Origin of the sequence: Bradyrhizobium sp. 154 (assembly GCF_023073875.1) — a bacterium.
Lineage (GTDB): Bacteria > Pseudomonadota > Alphaproteobacteria > Rhizobiales > Xanthobacteraceae > Bradyrhizobium.
In genome coordinates this window covers 23,535-38,869 of record NZ_JADPKG010000034.1, presented here as the reverse complement: position 1 = coordinate 38,869, position 15,335 = coordinate 23,535, and the positions used below count along the sequence as shown (strand labels likewise).

Sequence of the window (15,335 nt, the reverse complement as noted above, 5' to 3'; positions counted from 1 at the left end):
GGCCACGGCGAGCGCCGAGCCGCCGCGGTGTTGCCGGCGTCGCACCGAGCGCACGCGCCGAGTGCAGCAATGCCGCGCGTCGCCGGCGCCGCTGCCTCGCCACACGGGGATGCGATGCCAGCTCATGAGAATTCGATGCGGATTGTCATGGACGGATGTGCGGTCGGGTAATAGCGCCGGCCTTTTTCGACGCCGCTCAGCAACCGCGGCCGCACCCCGGCCTTGTGCATGGTCAGCGCCAAGGCGATGCAGAACTGCACCAGTTCCAGCCATACCAAGTGGTAGCCGATGCAGACGTGTGGGCCGGTACCGAACTGCAGCATGTCCACCGGCTGGATCGGCTCCGTGCGTTGCAGCCACCGCGCCAGGCGGAACTGATCAGGCGCCTCGTGCAGCAGCGCCGAGGTCGAGAAATGGAGCAGCGGGATGCACAGATGGGTGCCCGCGGGAATGCGCCGTTGGCCGAGTTGCAATTCCTGCAGCGCGCGACGCGGCAGGAGCGTGGCCGTCGGATGCACGCGCAGCGTCTCGCGGAACAGCGCCTCGGCGACCGGACACTGCGCCAGGTCCGCGTGCCGGGTCGGCACCGCGCCCACGCGTTGCGCCTCCTCGACCAGGGCGTCCCACAGCACAGGCTGCCGCGCCAGCTCGATCACCATCCAGGCCATCGTCGAGGCAGTGGTGTCGTGACCCGCAAGCAGCAGCAAGCGGATATTGGCGACCAGGACGTCATCGGAGAGCGCATCTTCGCTGCGATCGAAAGCGCTCACCATCTCGTTGATCAACCCCGTGCGCGCGGCATGCGCGCGCACGTCGCGGACGAACTGGCGCAACTGCGCGTCGATCCAGTCGCGGGCGGCGCGGCCGCGCCGCAAGGGCAGTCCGGGCAGGTCGACTGGGGGCGCGACGATCAACTGCACCACTTGCCGGTACTTGCGATGCCATCCCGGCAGGTCCTGCGCGGGGATTCCCATGAGGCTGAAGATGAGCTTGAGCATCAGGTCGCCGGTTTCGCGCAGGATGGTTACGTCGCCGCGGTCGCGCCACGCCTGCACCCGTGCCCGGATGACGGGCACGAACAGGTCGCCGATGCCGGCCTGGGTCAGCCCCTTGGGCAGGAACGCCGCCTTGATCGCATCGCGCGCCTGCCGGTGCGCGCCGCCGTCCTGGGTAACCAACGTTCCGCCAAGCAATTCGGGCGCGATCTCTTCGATCAGCGCCGAGGACACGTCCTTGTGCCGGAGCAGTGCGAACGCATCCGGATCCACGCAGGTCATCAGGTGTCCGGCAGGGCCGAAATCCAGCCAGAAGTGGCTGCCCAGCGTCCGTTCCGCGCGCCGCAGCAGGCGCGGCAGGTCGCAGACGATGGCGGGAAGATGCCCGACCAGGGGGAAAGCGCCGGGCACGACCGGGATGTCGTGCCGCAGCCGGTGCCGACGGTCCAGCGGGTTGAGCAGCATGGCCATCAGCAGCGCGGCGCCGCGGCCGCTTCGGCGGTGTGCCGGCAGGCCGCGCGGCGCGGCTGTTGCCACCGTCGGCGTACGTCGGCACATGCGCCAGCATGCCGCCGTCGATGCACACGACCTGGCCGGTGATGAACGCAGCATCGTCGTAGAGCAGGAATGCCATCAGCGCGGCCACGTCCCTCGGGGCAGCCGACGCGCGGCAGGAGCTGGTGCCGGCGCAGATGCCGTTGCATGCACTCGTGCAGCTTGGCGAGGAGACGCTCCGTCATGACGAGACCCGGCGCAATCGCGTTGCAGCGGATCTGCGCATGACCGTACTGGGTAGCGAGCGAGGCCGACAGCATTTTCATCGCCGCCTTCGACGCGGCGTAGGACGTCTGCGCGGTGTCACCGCTGAGCCCCTGGCACGACGACATGTTGACGATCGCACCACCGCCGCGGGCATATGGCCTGCCGGCAGCAGAGCAGCATGGCGCGCAGATTGGTCGCCATGTTCTGATCCCAGACCGCCAGGTCCAGGTCGAGGATCGCACGGTGGCGCGGGGTCAGATGCATGTCGCTCCACCAGCAGGTCGACCCCAGCGAAGTGCCGCTCCGCAGTCTCGAGCAGCGCTGCGCGCATCGGCGATGTCCATGGCCAGGGCCAGCGCGTGGCCCGCTTCGGCCGCGACCTGCGCGGTGCAGGCGATGGCCGCCGAGCCATCAATGTCGGCCACTACCACTCTGCCGCCCTCGCGTGCGATGGCGAGGGCGCATGCCTTGCCAACGGCGCCGGCGCCGGTCACCACGGCCACCTTGCCTTCAAACCGTGCCATCGTGTCCTCCTGGATTGCGTTGGTCTTTCGCGGCATGCCGCTCGGCCCCCGCAGGAGAAGGCGCAGGGCCGACGCTGGCGCGCTCGTCATCACCAGCGTCGCTTTCGATGACCCGAATGGCGGCGACCGGGCACTGGCTGGCCGCGAGTCGCATGGCGGCGTGCAGCGCCTGCGGGACCGTCGCCACGCACACTTCGGCCACGCCGTCGGGTTCGCGTTGGCGAAAGGTGCCCGGCAGCGTCAGCACGCACTGCCCGCTGGTTGCGCACATATCCTGGTCGACCAAGATGCGCATCTCAGCCCCCCTGCGCATGCAGCCGCACCGGCAGCGCGCGGAACGTCCTAAGGAACTCGGAGGTCTCCCGCGTCGGCGGCTCGGCCAATGCCAGCGTGGGGAAGCGCGCCTGGATCCGCGGCAGGCTCTCGGCCAACTGCACCCTGGCCAGTTGCGCACCGAGGCAAAAGCGGATGCCGTGGCCGAAGCTCAGCATGATCTTCCCGTCGGTCGACATGCCAGGACTGGTGCCGTAGAACCGCGCGGGATCAAAGCGGTCGGGATCGGCGAAGGCGTCCGGGTCGCGATTGCCGGCCGCGATCAGCACGCGCACGTCCGCGTTCTTCGGGATCACCACGCCGCCCAATTCGATGTCGCGCTGGGCGATACGCAGAGTGGCGCTGAACATGACGGGCGAGTCGCGGCGCAGGACTTCTTCGACGAATGCCTTCACCCCCACGGCGTCTCCCTGAAGCCAGTGCCGCTGTTCGGGATACGCCAGCATCGCCAGGACCGCATGGTCGATGGTCGCAGCAGTGGTTGCGAAGCCGCCCAGCAGCATGCCCCAAAGCATGCTGATCAACTCCGCATCCGACAGCGTGTCGGCATCGTCGTCGTGTGCGCCGACCAGCATTGACACGATGTCGTGGCGGGGATCGGTGCGCTTGCGCTGTATGAGGTCGCCGAAGTAGGCCTGCACCCTGGCGCTGGCCGCGTCCGCCGTGGCGAGCTGGGCGTCGCTGGCGTGCGGGCCCAGGCCTTTCAGAATGGGGTCGATGACGGCGGCGAGCCCGAACATGTCGTCCTGGGGCATGCCGAACAGTTCGGCCAAGACCAGCATGGGCAAGGCCAGCGCGAATTCCCGATGCAGGTCCACCGCCTCCCCGCGCTCCAGCGCGGGCGCCATGCCATCCAGGCGCGCTGCGACGATGCGCGCGATGCTCGGCCGCAGGTTGTCGATCTGGCGCATGGTGAAATCGGGCGAGATCAGCCGGCGCAGACGCGTATGCGTCGGCTGGTCCTTCATCGCTAGTGTAGACGCCAGCAGATTGAGTGATAGGCTGGTCGCCGCACGCGGGAAGTGGCGCGCCAGTTCGCCCGGCGCCGGTGCCCGAAACGCATCGCCCGTGGCCGTGAGCGCCCAGTAGATGTCGGCGTGGCGGCTCAACAGAAAGAGGCCCGACGCCGCGCGATGCACGGGATCGTGCTCGCGCAACCAGTGCATAAACGGATACGGGTCGTGGATGCGCGCTGGCGACGCCAGTTCGGCGAAGGCGTCCCGGCATGCTGCCGTGGTTTCTTGCACGTCCATCTTGGTTACCTGTTGGCTGGCTGATCTGATCGGCGCGCGCCAGGCGCGCCGGCAAATTGCGGAGAACATCGCGATTCCCGGCGGCGTCCGAGCATCACCAGAGCACCGGGAACCCCTCGAACCCGCCAGTGATGATCTCCTTGCGCAACTTCGCTCCTTCGGGCGCCACGGCCAGGCGCAGCGCGGGAAAGCGCGGGAAGATCGAACCGAACACCACCTTGAGTTCAAGCCTGGCCAGCGCCACGACGATGCAGTAGTGCGGGCGGCGAGCCTGTTTGTTAGGGGGCGATTTCGCCGAGGCCCCCTTCCCATAGAATGCTATCTGATGCGGATTTGCCATTTTGCTTTTCTTTCTTCGCTCCATCGATCGCGATGTCATCCACGAAATGAAGGTCGGTCGGCGGCTCCCAGCTCGCAACGAAGGGTTTCAAAACTCGTGCCAATTTGGCCGACCCAGCAGAAGAAAAGATTGTGATTGCTTTTCAGCGGATTAGCCTGCGGCCAGACAAGAGCTCGGCGAAATAGGCCGGTGTCGCGGACCAACAAAGGCGACAGAACAGTGTCGGATAGTCATCAGACGTCAGACCGGCGACACCTTCTTTATCAGTTCTCCTGAATGACGATTCCAGTTGCTTAGTATATCCGGCCTCTCGCCGCTGTTGCAGCCAAGCCATGATGAGATCCACGCACGCCGTTCCCAATAAATGGTTGGGGCACGAAGCCCGCTTTTTTGCACAGGGTTTACGGTATGCTGATCCACTGTTTCGTCATCACTATTCGCGAGCCTTGCGATCGAGCTAGAAGCGTCAGGTAAACGCGGGATCTCTGCGTTCGTTGCCAGAACAGCATCTGTTCGAAGCGCTAACAAAGACAGTGCTCCAGATCGACTTCACGTCGGTCGTCATGAACGGGATGCTAGAATTCTAGCTCTTCGCGGGAGCGCTCCACGTCGATCTCGCAACATTGGTAAGCCGCGCCGTAGTGGCTTTCTATTCTGGCAGGCCGCTGGTCTCCTTGGTCAGTCGCTGCCGCTGTCCTGGGAGCTGGTGTTTGGCGCGCTCATCAGCCTGACCGATGCGGTGGCGGTCATGGGTACGCTCAAAATGTAAAGGCACCTGAAAGGTCGAGATGCAGGGCGAGTCACTCTTCAACGACGGTGTCGGCGTTGTCGTTTTCACGATCCTGCCGGCCTTCGCCGCCGGGGCCCATGCGAGGTCGCGGCCGATTCGGAAACTGCCGGCTTCACGCCAGAACAGGTAGGATCTGGGCGTTCCCTACCAGCTACTATCTGACAACTGGCTCGTCGATCTCGTCGGAGAAAGCTAAGTCAACCAGGTGGTGTGTGGGTCTGACAGTTTGTTGGGCACACCCGGGCGCAGGCGCTGCAGCCGATGCAAGCGCCTTCGTCCTTCAGCACCATGACCTTCTTTTCGAGCTCATCGTCGTCCTCGTCGAGATCGATGATCTCGCCACCCTCACTTAGCCCCTTCAGCGTCATGACCTCACGGCCGCAGATCTTGTAGCAGCGGCCGCAGCCGATGCACTTCTTGGGATCGATAGCAACCAGGTAGTCCGGCCTCCAATTGCGACCGTCGCGGGTCCTGAATGACATGGCTAACCGTCCGTTATGTTTTGTCCAGCGCCTGGAGATATTGGCGTTTGCTTTCGAGCTCGCTGAAGGCAGCGTGGGCCTTCTGGGCCACGCTCAGGATCGACGACCAGTTGACCGGCAGCTCCTCGGAGAGGTCGTGGAGGTCCATCTTGGCCTGAGCCGCCTTGGCCGACAGCTCCTTTATTTCCGCTTTCAGAATTTCGATGTCGCTCACACTTGCCTCAACAACTCGCCACTTCCGGGAACTTACGGATCATCTGAACGCCACTGTTGACGAATTTGTCGCCTTGATTGGCGAGATCAGAGAGATGGTCGAAACCAAAGCGATGCACGTCGCGCAGGTGCTTGCTCACGACAACGAGCCGGCCGCCGATCAGCACGATCCGACCGAACCCTTCGTGATGCATCTTCAGCATTGGCGAGATCATCACACCGGTCGCCTTCTCGATCGAGAGCGCAACGGCGTCGAAGAACAGCTCCAGCCGCCATGTCGTGTCCGGGTCGGGATTGCCGACGATCGGCAGCGCACGGCGCTTGCGCTTGTCGAGAACGTAGGGTTCGAGCAGCTCGAGATCCGTTTTGCCCTCCCAGGCGCAGTGGGTGTCCTGGGCGCGCCAGATCTTGATGAGCTCTTTCAGAAATGGCCCCTCCGCCGCGGCGGCGGCTGGAGTGACTTCAGACGGATCGGCCATCTTTGTTCCTTCAGGCTTCGAAATCCAGCGTACGTTCACGGCTTTTGGTGAGCAGCTTCCGCAGCCAGGGCGGCGGCGACCCCTTCAGCACGGTTTCGAGTTTGACGCAAAGATCGTGGATGGGCTCTGGCTGCAGCACCTTCATGGGATGGATGTTCCTGGCGACGACTCGCGCAGCACCCGAGCCGCCAATCGCCGCAACATAGAGGATTGCGCACTCCCTGATCGCCTCGATCTTCGGCGCGAGCTTATCCTCATTGCCGTCTTCGGTGAGGTCACCGTCGAACTGGATCGCCTCAATAAACCGATGCCCGTCCGGGTCGACCTCGTAGATCGCGATGTTCTTGGCCCAGCCGAAGTGGGCATCGACGTGCTTCAAGTCCTGAGTGGCGAATGCAACTTTCATCCGGGTTGTTTTCTCTACCTGCTCAATGCAACTGGGGCGGATTGGCCTGCGGCCCGCCGCAGGTTGATCGCCAGGTGTCGGGCGTCGGCCCATGGTTGGCTTCGCGGTCGGTGATGATCAGATTGGCGATGTCAAAGATCAGATCGCGCGTGCCGCGATAGCCAGCGATCGTGAGGTGCGCAGCGCCAACGCGATCGAACATCGGAAAGCCGACCCGGAAGAACGGGACATTGAGTCGCGAAGCGGCCTGGCGGCCATGTGAATGCGACATCAAGAGGTCGCAGTCACGCGACCTGGCAAGCTCTTCAAGATCCTCCAGATCGCCGATCAGGACGTCCTCGGTCCTGACCCGCTGGAGCACCGGTGAGTTCGTCGTCGTCACCGCAGCACTTACCTGTGCGCCCATTTCGTGGAGCAAGCTGGAGAGATCGAATAACAAGTCCGGCTCGGCGCCGATCGCGAGCTTGCGGCCGCCGATATGGAAATGTGCATCCAGCATGGCGTCTGCCAGCTGTCCACGCTGCCGGCGATATTTCCAGGGCACCGACCGGCCGCTGATCTGGCTCAGGAAGGCGATGAATTCGTCATTTGGGACAAGGCCACAGAGCCGCTCGAACAGGCGGAACGGCGTGCCTGTCCGCACCTGCATGGCCTCGGCCGCACGGCGCATTTGTGTGCCGATCGCGATCGTCCAGGCCACCTGCCCCATGGTCGCAATCTCGTCCACTCCAATGCCCCCGATCGTGGTGGGCGTGAATTCGTCGGGGATGTGACCGTCCAGCGAACCGGCAACGTCCGGCAGGAACGAGGGCTTGAGCCCAAAATCCTCAAAAATCGTGCGAAGCTCGTCGAGATCGCCGGGCGTGAGGTGACAACCAGGTAGTACGTTGACGCGGGAGATATCGCGCGGTCTCGCTGTGTCGACCGGAGCCACAAGCACCTCGATCATCCGCGCCACTGTCTTGCCCCAGCCATCCTGAAAGGCATCCTTGAAATCCGGGGTCGAGACGTAGACAAGGGGGAGCTTTTCGAGCTTCGGATGCTTCTGTCGGATCAACCGGATGAAGGCTTCGACGTCATCGCCGTTGGTCTCGGTGACGCCAGTCGAATTGATGCCAATGATCTCGGGCTCGACCCGATTGTAGATGTTGAGGATCGCCTGTTCGAGATTCTCGTGGCCACCGAGCACGGTGGCAACCTCGCTCATGGCGGTCGTCTGCATCGGCACGGCTTCATTGAAATGGCGCACGAACAGCGTCAGCCCGAAGGAGGTGCAACCTTGCGGGCCGTGCAAAAGCGGCATCGCGCCGCGCAGGCCCAGGAAGGCAAATGAGCCGCCGATCGGCTGGCTCATTTTGAGCGGATTGACCGAACAGGCTTTCTTCGAGGTCGTGACGATCGCCATGTCGTTCCCCTACTCCGCCGCCTGCAGTGCCGGGGGCTGCAGATCGGAACAAATGTCCTTACAAGCAACGCACCGTGCGGTGGAATTGGTGCACGGCCACGTCCTGGCGGGCTTGGCGAGATTCGGGCCATGCGCCTCAATCGCGCTCTCACCACCGCCGGCCTCACCTTCATTGGAGGAACTTATCGTATTGACGCCGTTCTTGCTCGCGTCCCGAACTGGATCAGCGGCTTGCGCATACGTCTGCGCAACTGTCCTTGCCTGACGCTTCCGGTCGAACTCATCCCATGGCGCGGGTTGGCGGAGCTGATCCCATATCGGATTGTAGAGCGCTTTCTCGATCTCCTCCATGAGATTGACAATCCCGATATACCCCATGTAGGCGTGGCAGCGCTCCTGGTTGATATCGAGCCACGGCATCGCCGCCTTTAGTGCGACGAATTGCGACTTGCCGCCGGAGAGCATGATGTCGGCTTTTGCGTCCTTCAGCATCTTGTAGATCTCGCGAGGGGACATGTCCTCGATCATGTGGGCGTCCTGGCCCATTAATTCCTTGATACGTTCCTTGTCCTTCTTGGTCGATTTCTTCACGGACGTGCCGACGATCTCGAGCCCGGCCTCTTGCAAAGCGGCCACCATCGACCAGGATTTCACGCCACCGGTGATGAGAACAACCCTCTTGGCGGCAAAGCGTGGTTTGAAACGTTCAATCGCAGCCCAGGCTTTGGTCTCTTCGCGTGCGATCAGGGCTTGCGTGCGCTCCATCAGCTCAGCCGGCGCGCCGCGTTCGATCAGCATGCGCGCGATCTGGCGCAGTGAATCGCTGGAATCCTCAATACCGTAGAACGAGCCTTCAAAAAACGGGATGCCGTAGCGCTGCCTCATCTTGCGTGCGACGTTTATCATTGCCTTTGAGCAGACCATCATCGCGGCTTTGGCTCGGTGCGAATAAGCGACCTCGCGATACTTGCCGTCCCCCGAGATGCACGACAGGACCCGGATTCCGAGCTCATCGAGCAGCGGCTTGATCTGCCAGAGTTCGCCGGACAGGTTGTATTCGCCGATGATGTTGATGTCATACGCAGTGGTGTAATCGGGCTCTCCGGTACCGATGACGTGCTCCAGCAGTGCTTCGCCCGCGAGCTTGTTGCCAAGGTTCTTCGACCCCACAAATCCCGGTGCATTGATGGGAATGACCGGTTTGCCAAATTTGGCGGAGGCCGCCTTGCAGACCATATCGATGTCGTCACCGATCATTGCGGGCACGCATGTCTGGTAGACGAAGATGGCCTGCGGGTCGTATTTCTCTGTGATCTCCTTGACTGCCCTGTACAACCGCTTCTCGCCGCCGAACACGATGTCGGTCTCGCTCATATCTGTGGTGAAGCTTCTGCGCCACAGATCGGAGCCGGAGGAGGCGGAACCGCGATTGTCCCAGGAATTGCCCTCACAGGCGATTGGACCATGCACAAGATGGGCAACATCGGTGAAGGGCTGCAGTGCGACTTTGGCGCCATCGAAGGCACACCCACCGGCGACGCCGCCCGGCTTCAGCTGCTTGGTGCATCCATTCTTGCGCTCGACGTTCGACTTGCTCGCGTTCCTGGCGCAGCCCGGTTCGTTAAAGACGTCCTGTATGGTCGTGGGAAGCGAAGTCATGGCGTCTCTTTCGGGGATGTCAAGACATTCGCACAGACCAAGAGGATGGTCCGGCGGATAACCCGGGATCCCCGCCACAGCGCCGCTGTTCCTGCGGACAATGAGGCGGGGCGCTCGCCTCAACGTATGATGTCGAAGCTGTAGTCTGTCTTGCCAACTGAGCTGGTTTTTCGATCGATCTCATCAAAGATCTTGTCGAGAATCTTGACCAGCACATTCATGCTACCCTGATAGCCCCACACTGGATAACGATGGTGATGATGGCGATCGAAGATGGGAAACCCGATGCGGATTAGCGGCGTTCCAGTGTCACGCTCGAGATACTTGCCATAGGTGTTACCGATCAGGAAATCGACTGGTTCTGTGAACAGGAGCGAACGCATGTGCCAGAGATCCTTGCCCGGGAAGGCGCGGCAGTTTTTACCGAACGGCGAGCTCGCGAACAGCGCCTGCATCTTCTGCTCCCAGGCCTTACTTCCGTTGGTCGAGAGCACGTGCGTCGGCTCAGCGCCAAGCTCCAGCAAGAATGCGGCCAGGCCATAGCAGAGGTCGGGATCGCCGTAGATCGCGAACTTCTTGCCGTGAACATGCGCGCTAGAGTCAGCCATTGCGTCTACCAGACGCCCGCGCTCCCGCTCCAGCGCATTGGGAATTGCCTTGTTGGTGATACGCGACAGCGTCATCAGGAAATCGTCCGTGGCGCTGACACCCAGCGGGTGATTGAAGGCGACGACCTCCTGGTCGTGCCCCTTGATGAAGGGCAACGTCTTCTCCGTACAATATTGCTGCATGGAAATGGTTGCCTTCGCATGGACTGCGTTCGCGGCATCCTTTAGTGTGGTGCCGCCATCATACATGCGGAACTCGCCGTCGGTGGGGGTATCGAACACATCGCTGTTATCCGCGAGGATCGTGTAGCCGATCCCCATCAGCTCGAAGATGCGCTTGATCTCACGGATGTTTCCGACAGTGTAGCCATCGAAGCCACCGATGAAGTTGATCCAGTTGTTCGCTTTGCGCTGGAGTTTAGGCGCCGTGCCGGCTTTGCCATCCCAGAAATGCTCGAGGATGCCCTTGAGCGTGTTGTCGTAGCCCGTAATGTGGCTACCGACGAATGCAGGAGTGTGAGCGAATGGTACGTCGTAGTCCGCGGGGACTGAACCTTTTTCCTTTGATGTTTTGATGAAGGCGTTGAGGTCGTCGCCAATGACTTCCGCCATGCAGGTCGTGGCGACCGCGATCATCTTCGGCTTGTACATGTTGTAGCTGTTGGCAAGCCCGTCGGTCAGGTTGTTGAGCCCCCCGAACACAGCCGCGTCTTCCGTCATGGACGAGGAGACGCACGAGGTCGGCTCCTTGAAGTGCCGCGACAAATGGCTGCGATAATACGCGACGCAACCCTGGGAGCCGTGGACGAACGGCAGTGTGCGCTCGAACCCGAGCGCGGCGAACACCGCACCTAGCGGCTGGCAAGCCTTCGCCGGATTAACAGTTAGCGCCTCGCGGGCGAAGTTCTTCTCGCGGTATTCGGGCGTCTTGGACCATTCTCTGATACGGTCGACTTCGGCGGGATCGTGCGGATTCTCAAATAGCGCCTTCTTATTGGCCAGCATCTGCTGGTATTCGTCTCCCCGGAAAAGCTCAGAGTGGTCGAGGATGTGTTCGGCGTTCTGTGTCATCATGGCACTCTTCAGGTTCTTGTGTTCGTTCTCCTGCCCTTCCCTCCTCTGCGGAAGAAAGGGCCCGAGCGTCGGCTTTCCTATTCCGCCGCCATGAGGCTCGGCCGCGGAGCGTCCTTCCATGGTGCGCTGGTCTTCCCCCAGATCGGGGAGTTGATTGCCATGTCCATGTCTCGGGCGAAGATCGCGAAGCCGTCATAACCGTGGTAAGGACCCGAGTAGTCCCAGGAATGCATTTGGCGGAACGGCACGCCCATTTTTTGGAAGACGTATTTTTCCTTGATACCGGAGCCGACGAGGTCGGGCCGGATCTTTTCTACGAAGCGCTCGAATTCGTAGCCGGTGACGTCGTCGTAGATCAGCGTGCCGTCCTTGACGTAGTGCTGGGCGGTGCGCTGATAGTCGTCGTTGTGACCGAACTCATAGCCTGTGCCGACAACATCCATGCCGAGGTCCTCATACGCGCCGATGACGTGGCGAGGACGTAGGCCGCCTACGAACAGCATTACGGTCTTGCCATCGAGCCGCGGCCGGTATTTCGCGGTCACCGCATCGACCAGCGGCTGATATTTCGCGATGACGCGCTCGGCGCCCTCCTTGATCTTATCATCGAAGAAGCTTGCAATTTTGCGCAGCGACTCCGCGATTTTGGAAGGCCCGAAGAAGTTGTACTCGCACCAGGGAATCCCAAATTTTTCCTCCATGTGCCGTGAGATGTAGTTCATCGAGCGATAGCAATGCAATATGTTGAGCTTCGCTTTCGGCGTCGCCTCCAATTCAGCGAGAGATCCATCCCCGGACCACTGGGCGATGACGCGCAGGCCCATTTCTTCGAGCAGGATCCGTGACGACCAGGCGTCGCCGCCGATGTTGTAGTCACCGATGATGGCAACGTCATATGGGGTCGGCTCAAATTTAGAGCTGGCTTCTGGGGCGCTCTTGTCGAAGATCCAATCTCGAACGGCGTCGTTCGCGATGTGATGGCCGAGCGATTGTGACACTCCACGAAAACCCTCGCACCGCACAGGCACGATGGTTTTGCCGCCATATTGCTTTGACTTTTCTCTGGAGACTGCCTCGATATCGTCACCGATCAAACCAATTGGACATTCGGACTGAATGGTAATGCCCCTGTTGAGAGGAAACAGCTCCTGCAGCTCGTCGATGAGTTTGGTGACCTTTTTATCTCCGCCGAACACGATATCCTTTTCCTGGAAATCGGAAGTGAACTGCAGTGTCACGAACGTGTCGATGCCGGTCGTGCCGACGTAGTAGTTGCGCCGCGAGCCCCATGAGTACTGACCACAGCCGACCGGACCGTGGCTAATGTGGATCATGTCCTTGATCGGCCCCCAGACCACGCCCTTGGAGCCCGCGTAGGCGCAGCCGCGGATGGTCATTACGCCCGGAATGGACTTGATATTGGATTTGACGCCACAATCCGACTTTCCCGCCTCGTGAACACTCAGATGCTTGGCGCGCCTTTTGGCGGTCTTCTCTGGGTAGACCTTCAACACCTCATCAATTAGCTGCTTGTTGCGCGCCTTGATCTCTGCGACGCTTTCGGTAGTTGATCGGCTCATACAAATTTCCTTTCCATTGTCGTCTCAAATGAAGAAGCGACGCTTTTCCGGTAGATCGACGGATTTCCGATCCGGCGTTGCGGTGTAAAGCGTGCAAATCTCCCTGGCCGGTCCTACCGAACGCAACTTCGCGGGCTTCCGGATCCAGCGGCCGATCAGGATGTTGCAGCTCATCTCGGCTAAGCGCTTGCGAGCACCATGTGTGACGCTGTTGATTTGTCGACGGAATCGCTGACCAAGACGCGTCTCGGTGATGTCATGCCTGCCCTCCAGCGATTGGTCATATCGGCTTCTTTACTCGCTCGCGTGCCATCAGGGGCGGCCTGCCCGTCTGCATGTCGTGCAAAGGGCTGACAGCCGCCTGTTGCGCAGGGGTCTGCAACGAGTGTGCCAGTGCTGGTTGAATACAAAAACCCACGTCTGTAGAGCTAGATAGCTGATAGGATGCGGATTGTTATAAAACTGACCCTGCGTGGCACCGACAGGCTTACCCGCTAAAGCCCTGTCTGAAACAAAACAATCACTTGCGCTCTCCGCCAGCGAGATGGCTAAAGTCTTCCCCGCGCGCCGACGTCACTCCGGTGCGGCAGCTTTGCTTGGCGCACCCATCGAGCGATCGCAAACACCATCGGTTCGAGATGGACTTCAGCGCACGTAGATGCGCCCATGGTGTTTGCGATCGATCCTAAGAAAGTGGTGATTGAGCTGCACCATCTCTTCCGGAAGACTAAGAGAACTCAGTTGTCAGCAGAACGCTTTGTTTCACTTACGCGCGATCTTTCGCTTCGCTCGTCATTCCAGTTGATCTCGTGGAGACGCGCTCTAATGTGGCGACACCGATCTCGTGGAGAGCATGTGGGGCTGATAGATTCTCAACCCGCGATAGCCTTAAAGGCGCAAGCTCGTGGCCCTTCGTCGTTCGGGGTAAAGGGGTCGGTGTTCTACAATGGCCCCGTCCTTGTCATTCGGCAGTCCAGTTGCAGCTCGCTTCAGCATCTCGGTTAGACACGCCACGACGCAATTCGGCACTTTGATTGGGCGCGCGTCGACTTTTTCTATCGCCGCTTGCGGGAGCGTGACACGATGAGCCGAAGCCGTCACCGAGTGCAGCGACAACGAGGGCGGTCTGCTGATGAGCGCGAGGCCCTCCTCCCACCAAAGACGGACACCGCTAGAGCGGCTCGATCAGTGCGGGCTACCCTCAATTTCGCGTTGAGGGTTCATCGTCGGTCGATGAAGCTTCGCATATTCTCCGTTCGGCAAATAGTGCCCGTGGATAGCCCACTTTTGTCTACTTCCCGGCGCGAAATTGATGTTTTCCAGCCTTTGGCCAAGGCATGGACCAAAACAGACCCCGCCCGGTGGACGGCGGGGGTCTGAAGCGAGCAATGATGGGGGCGAGGTCTACGGAGCGGCTCGCCTGCTCATCGTCCGGCCGATGTTGACGAGGTTGAGATCACGACGAGGGCGACCCAGCGCTGCATTCCGGCGTCATCCTTCTATCAGCATCGATTGAGACCGTTTCGCCGCTTAACCACGCTGATGCGTCCTTCACATCGCGTGCGCCATTTTTGGCCATCGCGGAACCAGCGCTTCTTCTGTTCGCGCTTGCGCTCAGGGCTTTTGCTCGATCGATTGGGAATGCATACCCCTTGACCCCCATTGCCCTCGCAGCGGCCTCGTTCCTGGCAGAGTAGAACCCGGCGTCAGTCGCCACCAGCCGCGGCACGCGCCTCAGCTTGACCTGGTGGTTGCGATCGTGCCGAGCCGACCACGACTGCGGCTCTTCGGGCACCGCTTCGCTAGTGCTTCGTGCACCGCCGCCACGATCTGCTCGTCCGCCAGCATCTGATCGGCGTGCTGCATCCACTCTTCGCGAAGATCACTCACTTCCTCGGCGATCAGCCCATCGCCAAAGCTGAGTTGCGCCCGCCGCATCTCAATCATCTCGCCGCCCCGCGCGCCTTCGATGCGGCTCTGGACCTAGCAGCTCAAGATTGAGTTGGCAGATGCCCTCGATCGCCTGCTTCAGCTTCTGATATTTGTCGAGCCAGCGACGAACCTCGGCGACCCGTTCGCGACGTACGCTGAACTGCTGCGTGCGGCCGCCGGCGTATGTCACGGTGAGCACGAACACCTGGTGCCCTTCGCCGCGCGCGCATTTAGAACAGCCTTTGGTATGTCGGACGGTGCGCTCCAGCTACGAACCGCGCAGCAACTCGCCGGTGGCCGGCAGCTTGCCGACGAGCTTGTCGCGCGCTTTAACGGTTCGCTCACGAATGATTCATAGGAATGAATCAATGGCAGCCTAACAAGTCAAGCGCCGATCCGTTCGACCTTGCAGTTTTCAGACTGCGTCCACCTAATGTGCGCTGGGAAGTAGTCTAGCGCCTTTAAGTGCCTTCGGAGTTTGGGCTCAACCTTTGTTGCGG

General features: G+C 61.1%; 13 protein-coding genes and 3 pseudogenes. 1 reads left to right on the top strand and 15 read right to left on the bottom strand.

Annotation, left to right across the window (positions count from 1 at the left end):
- Positions 1–122: 122 nt before the first annotated feature.
- The 15 genes and pseudogenes from IVA92_RS07935 to IVA92_RS07860 form a co-directional block, all read right to left on the bottom strand.
- Positions 123–1,466, bottom strand: coding sequence for a cytochrome P450 (locus tag IVA92_RS07935; RefSeq protein ID WP_247279044.1), 1,344 nt, complete (start codon positions 1,464–1,466; stop codon positions 123–125).
- A pseudogene (locus IVA92_RS07930) lies at positions 1,466–2,281 on the bottom strand (SDR family oxidoreductase). The gene IVA92_RS07935 and the pseudogene IVA92_RS07930 overlap by 1 nt, the downstream one beginning before the upstream one ends.
- The gene (locus IVA92_RS07925) at positions 2,268–2,576 is read right to left on the bottom strand and encodes a ferredoxin (protein ID WP_247279043.1); all 309 of its coding nucleotides are present in this window, start codon (positions 2,574–2,576) and stop codon (positions 2,268–2,270) included. Before IVA92_RS07925 ends, IVA92_RS07930 begins: the two are co-directional and overlap by 14 nt.
- A gap of 1 nt (position 2,577) precedes the next feature.
- The gene (locus IVA92_RS07920; RefSeq protein WP_247279042.1) at positions 2,578–3,867 is read right to left on the bottom strand and encodes a cytochrome P450; all 1,290 of its coding nucleotides are present in this window, start codon (positions 3,865–3,867) and stop codon (positions 2,578–2,580) included.
- 94 nt (positions 3,868–3,961) lie between these two features.
- Positions 3,962–4,129: pseudogene (locus IVA92_RS07915) on the bottom strand (cytochrome); the annotation flags it as partial.
- A gap of 1,065 nt (positions 4,130–5,194) precedes the next feature.
- Positions 5,195–5,479 carry a ferredoxin III, nif-specific gene (gene fdxB, locus IVA92_RS07905; RefSeq protein ID WP_247279041.1) on the bottom strand — a complete coding sequence of 95 codons (285 nt, stop codon included), beginning with the start codon at positions 5,477–5,479 and terminating at the stop codon, positions 5,195–5,197.
- 13 nt (positions 5,480–5,492) lie between these two features.
- Entirely contained in the window at positions 5,493–5,693 is a 201-nt protein-coding gene (locus IVA92_RS07900) for a CCE_0567 family metalloprotein (RefSeq protein ID WP_247279040.1), read from the bottom strand.
- Positions 5,694–5,700: 7 nt separating this feature from the next.
- Complete coding sequence (locus IVA92_RS07895) at positions 5,701–6,171, bottom strand: NifX-associated nitrogen fixation protein (RefSeq protein WP_247279039.1); 471 nt, start codon at positions 6,169–6,171, stop codon at positions 5,701–5,703.
- Positions 6,172–6,181: 10 nt separating this feature from the next.
- On the bottom strand, positions 6,182–6,577 hold the full coding sequence (gene nifX / locus IVA92_RS07890; RefSeq protein WP_247279038.1) for a nitrogen fixation protein NifX: 396 nt from the start codon (positions 6,575–6,577) through the stop codon (positions 6,182–6,184).
- Between the two features lie 22 nt (positions 6,578–6,599).
- Positions 6,600–7,982: a nitrogenase iron-molybdenum cofactor biosynthesis protein NifN gene (gene nifN / locus IVA92_RS07885; RefSeq protein ID WP_247279037.1), complete on the bottom strand. Its 1,383-nt coding sequence runs from the start codon at positions 7,980–7,982 to the stop codon at positions 6,600–6,602.
- A 9-nt stretch (positions 7,983–7,991) separates the two neighbouring features.
- The gene (nifE, locus tag IVA92_RS07880; protein ID WP_247279070.1) at positions 7,992–9,641 is read right to left on the bottom strand and encodes a nitrogenase iron-molybdenum cofactor biosynthesis protein NifE; all 1,650 of its coding nucleotides are present in this window, start codon (positions 9,639–9,641) and stop codon (positions 7,992–7,994) included.
- Between the two features lie 119 nt (positions 9,642–9,760).
- Positions 9,761–11,320: a nitrogenase molybdenum-iron protein subunit beta gene (nifK, locus tag IVA92_RS07875; RefSeq protein WP_247279069.1), complete on the bottom strand. Its 1,560-nt coding sequence runs from the start codon at positions 11,318–11,320 to the stop codon at positions 9,761–9,763.
- An 80-nt stretch (positions 11,321–11,400) separates the two neighbouring features.
- Entirely contained in the window at positions 11,401–12,903 is a 1,503-nt protein-coding gene (gene nifD / locus IVA92_RS07870; RefSeq protein WP_247279036.1) for a nitrogenase molybdenum-iron protein alpha chain, read from the bottom strand.
- Between the two features lie 1,424 nt (positions 12,904–14,327).
- Positions 14,328–14,653 (bottom strand): annotated as a pseudogene (locus IVA92_RS07865) (ISNCY family transposase); the annotation flags it as partial.
- Positions 14,638–14,850 carry a hypothetical protein gene (locus IVA92_RS07860; protein WP_247279077.1) on the bottom strand — a complete coding sequence of 71 codons (213 nt, stop codon included), beginning with the start codon at positions 14,848–14,850 and terminating at the stop codon, positions 14,638–14,640. The pseudogene IVA92_RS07865 and the gene IVA92_RS07860, both read right to left, overlap by 16 nt.
- A gap of 55 nt (positions 14,851–14,905) precedes the next feature.
- On the opposite strand from IVA92_RS07860, the gene IVA92_RS07855 reads away from it, so the two are divergent.
- Complete coding sequence (locus IVA92_RS07855; protein ID WP_247279035.1) at positions 14,906–15,193, top strand: hypothetical protein; 288 nt, start codon at positions 14,906–14,908, stop codon at positions 15,191–15,193.
- The last annotated feature ends 142 nt before the right edge of the window (positions 15,194–15,335 follow it).